Below are 4024 nucleotides of genomic sequence, written 5' to 3' on the forward strand. Positions count from 1 at the left end.
ATCCAGACCCCTCCTGTTTTGGCGGCGGCCTCGGCCATGTTGCTTTTTCGTTGTTGCTACCGGAAAAAGGTGGTGCTGAACGTCTCAGACCTTTGGCCGTTGTCGGCCGTGGAGCTGGGGGCCATGAAAGAGGGGGGCGTTTATCATAGGGTGATGGGGCGTATCGAGCGGTTCCTTTATCGTAAGGCCACGGCCTGTCAAGGGCAGAGTAAGGAGATCGTGGATTATATAAAACGGTATGAGCCGGGCAAGGCCTCGTTCTTGTATCGGAATTTGCAGCATCGTTTTGTTTTACCGAATCAACCCCCTTCTTCTCGAAAGCCTTTCAGGATCGTCTATGCCGGTTTACTGGGCGTGGCGCAGAATATATTGGAGTTGATAGAGCGTGTCGATTTTAAAGGGATGGGAGCGGAGCTTCATTTATTTGGAGGGGGCAATCAAGCCTTGGAGATAGAGGATTATGTGAGGACACATGATAAAGGGGTCTTTTATCATGGCTCTTTGCCCAAGGAACGGATGCGTGAGGAGCTTACACGTTACCATGCCTCCATTATCCCCTTGACGGTTCGTATAAGAGGAGCCGTACCTTCTAAATTATTTGATTTGCTGCCGTTAGGCGTTCCTATCTTGTTTTGCGGAGGCGGCGAGGGCGAGGAGATTGTAAAGGAGAATCAGTTGGGTTTTGTCTCGGCCCCCGGAGATTATGAGGGACTTTCTAAAAATATACAAGCCATGAGCCACTTGCCGGATGAGGAGTATCGACAGCTAAAAGCGAACTGCTTAGGATTATCCCAGACGACTTTCTGTTTTGAAAGGCAACTGGAGGCGTACAAACATTTTTTATCGGCTTTCTGATTTTTGAATGTCAGTGTCTAAGAGTGACGTATGGGAAAATAAATAACCCGTTGGTAGGATTGAATTAGTAGTAAGTACTCAAGCCGAAGTGTTGACAAAGTTCTTTTTAAGGGGGGGCTAATTGGGATACTTATCATAAATAAATTTGCAATGAATATATTAATAACAGGGATCCACGGTTTTGTGGGTTCCAATCTGGTTGTTGCCTTGAAGGAGCGTCATGGCCTCTATGGTTTGGATATTGTTACCCCGGAAAAGGACGGTGTGATAAAGACTTTTTCTTGGGATGACTTAGATAAGGAGATGCCGGAATTTGACGCGGTGATCCATTTGGCGGGGAAAGCGCATGATACTAAAAATAGGAGTGCCGCAGATACTTATTTTAAGATTAATACGGGATTGACCCAACGAATTTTTGATTGGTTTTTGGCTCGGCCTTCTATCAAGAAATTTATCTTTTTTTCTACGGTAAAAAGTGCGGCTGATTCTGTACAAGGAGATATGCTAACCGAAGAATGTGTACCTGTTCCCATAGGACCGTACGGTGAAAGTAAAATCAAGGCTGAGAACTATATCATCGAGAGGTTTGCGCCGGAAGCGTTAGGCAATTTGTATCATGCGTTTGGAGATAGTTCTATCTATCCCGACAAACATGTATATATCATGCGTCCTTGTATGATTCATGGCCCGGGAAATAAGGGGAATTTGAATCTGTTATATAATGTAGTGAGTAAAGGGATTCCTTGGCCGCTTGGGGCATTTGAGAATCGTCGTTCATTCACTAGCGTACAGAACCTCTGTACAGTGATAGAAGGTTTCTTGACTCAAAAGGTAGAGAGCGGCATCTATCATATGGCTGATGACGATCCGTTGTCTACCAATGAATTAATCGAGGTGATTTGTGAGGCGTTGGGTAAGAAGACGAGAATTTTGTATATCCCTAAAGGGGTAATGAACGTGATGGCAGAGATGGGTGGATGGCTACATCTTCCACTCAATCCGTTTCGTATGCAGAAGCTGACAGAGAATTATGTGGTAAGTAATGCTAAAATAAAAAAGGCTTTGGGGTTACAAAAGATGCCGGTATCCGCAAAAGAGGGATTGGCTTGTACTATTCTTAGCTTTAAGAAGTGATAAGATATGAACGGCTTGCTTTATGTACTGATTTTCGCTTTGCTATTTTTTGCGGAGCTTTTTTATTTCCATATAGCGGATAAGTTTAATATCATTGATAAACCCAACGAGCGCAGTTCCCATGCCTCTATTGTCTTGAGAGGTGGTGGCATTATCTTTTTACTGGGTTTATGGACATGGGCTTTCTTTTTTGGATTTTCTACGCCGTGGTTTCTTATGGCCGTTACCTTAATTGGGGGCGTAAGTTTTATAGATGATGTACGTAGCTTGCCTGATTCTGTGCGTTTGGTGGCCCAATTCATTGCCATGGTGATGATGTTTTATCAATTGGATATATTGCGCCTGAATATGTGGTGGGTGTTGTTGTTGGCGCTTATCGTTTGTGTGGGAGCCTCGAATATCATTAATTTCATGGATGGTATAAATGGCATTACGGCTGGTTATTCTCTATCAGTATTGCTTCCATTGATGCTGGTAAACGAGAAGTCCGGTTTTGTTGATCCGTCTTTGATCTACGTTTCGGCACTTAGTGTTTTGGTGTTTTGTCTTTTTAACTTTCGTCCCAAGGGAAAGGCTAAGTGCTTCGCCGGAGATGTAGGTTCTATAAGTATAGCCTATATTTTGCTGTTTATGATAGGCAGTCTGATTATTAAGACAACGGACGTGACTTACTTGGTCTTTTTATTGGTTTATGGTGTGGATGGTTGTTTGACGATAATGCATCGCGTTCTACTGCATGAGAATCTAGGTCAAGCGCATCGTAAACATGCTTATCAGTTGATGGCGAATGAACTTAAGATTGGTCACGTTAAAGTGTCGTTGGTATATATGTGTTTACAGTTGGCGGTTTCTTTGGCATTTATCTATGTGATACCTGATACCGTAATGGCACATTGGTTGTATTTGTTGGCGGTAGTAGTGGTGGTGGCGTTGTTGTATGTGGTATTTATGAAAAAATACTATTGTTTGCATGAAGAATATTTAGCTTCGATTATAAAAGAGAATTAAGTTATGGTTTTTATGTGGATTTTACTTGCTTACATGAGTGATACCCCCCTGATCCTTATGTGCTAAGGATATGGCCTATATCGTTAATTGTTTAAAGAAAAATATATTGAGATTATTATGAGTCTTTTTTCTCGACTATCTACCTGGTACTTTTCCAAGAAATCCTTACCCTATTGGGGTATTATCTTGCTGGATTGCTGCTTGATCTTATTTTCTGCTTTGTTGGTGTATACCTTGAATAATGGCGTATTATCAACCTTGGATATCTTAGGACATCTATTGGTCACGCTGTTGGTATGCCTGATTCCTTATCTGGTAGGCTTTCGCCTGTTCCATACCTATTCGGGGATTATACGTTATTCCTCTTTCGTGGACTTGCAAAAGGTGGGATTCGCCGTCTTGTTTGGCTTGATTTGCGTAGTCGTGTTTCAGGCGTTGACGGACTTTTCTCCTTATTTGGTGTATATCCGTAAACGGGATCTGATCCTCTCCGCATTGTTGGCTATGAGCTTGATGTGGATGATGCGTGTGTTCGTTAAATTCTTTTATGTGAGTACTTTCCGGGTGGCTAAGGCGGAGCGTGCGTTTATCTATGGCGTGAAGCAAGGTGGGGTGAGTTTGGCGAAGAGTATCCAGAATCAGGATCCGGCCCGGTTTGTGCTGGCGGGGTTTATCTCGGACATAGCGGAGATAGAGTATCGATATTTAATGGGAGTCAAGGTTTACCCGAATGATGAGGAATTGGTTTCTGTGATGAGGAAAAAACGGTCTAATGTCTTGCTGGTGTCTCCATTGAAAGTTGAGGCGATCCGGAATAATCAGGAGATGGTGGACAGGCTGATCAAGGCGAATATAAAGATCTATATGACTCCTGCCGCCCAAGAGTGGGACGGGAGGAGCGACTTGAGCCATACCCAGCTGAGGGAGGTGAATATAGAGGATTTACTGCCCCGTGATAAGATCGAGATAGACTTGGAGGCGGTGAGGAAGCAGCTTACCGGTAAGCGGATTCTGATAACAGGAGCCG

At 43.5% G+C, this 4024-nt stretch carries 4 protein-coding genes; all 4 read left to right on the forward strand.

Annotated features, from left to right (window positions below; all coding sequences use genetic code 11):
• A partial coding sequence (locus DWY79_RS22070) for a glycosyltransferase family 4 protein (protein ID WP_147431814.1) occupies window positions 1–855 on the forward strand: 855 nt, incomplete at its 5' end.
• Between the two features lie 150 nt (window positions 856–1005).
• On the forward strand, window positions 1006–1989 hold the full coding sequence (locus DWY79_RS22075) for an NAD-dependent epimerase/dehydratase family protein (RefSeq protein WP_121962982.1): 984 nt from the start codon (window positions 1006–1008) through the stop codon (window positions 1987–1989).
• A gap of 6 nt (window positions 1990–1995) precedes the next feature.
• Window positions 1996–2997, forward strand: a complete 1002-nt coding sequence (locus DWY79_RS22080) for a glycosyltransferase family 4 protein (protein ID WP_121962981.1) — start codon at window positions 1996–1998, stop codon at window positions 2995–2997.
• Window positions 2998–3114: 117 nt separating this feature from the next.
• Window positions 3115–4024: nucleoside-diphosphate sugar epimerase/dehydratase (locus tag DWY79_RS22085; RefSeq protein ID WP_370450009.1), on the forward strand; the 910-nt coding region annotated here is incomplete at its 3' end.

The organism is Parabacteroides sp. AF27-14 (assembly GCF_003635425.1).
GTDB lineage: Bacteria > Bacteroidota > Bacteroidia > Bacteroidales > Tannerellaceae > Parabacteroides > Parabacteroides distasonis.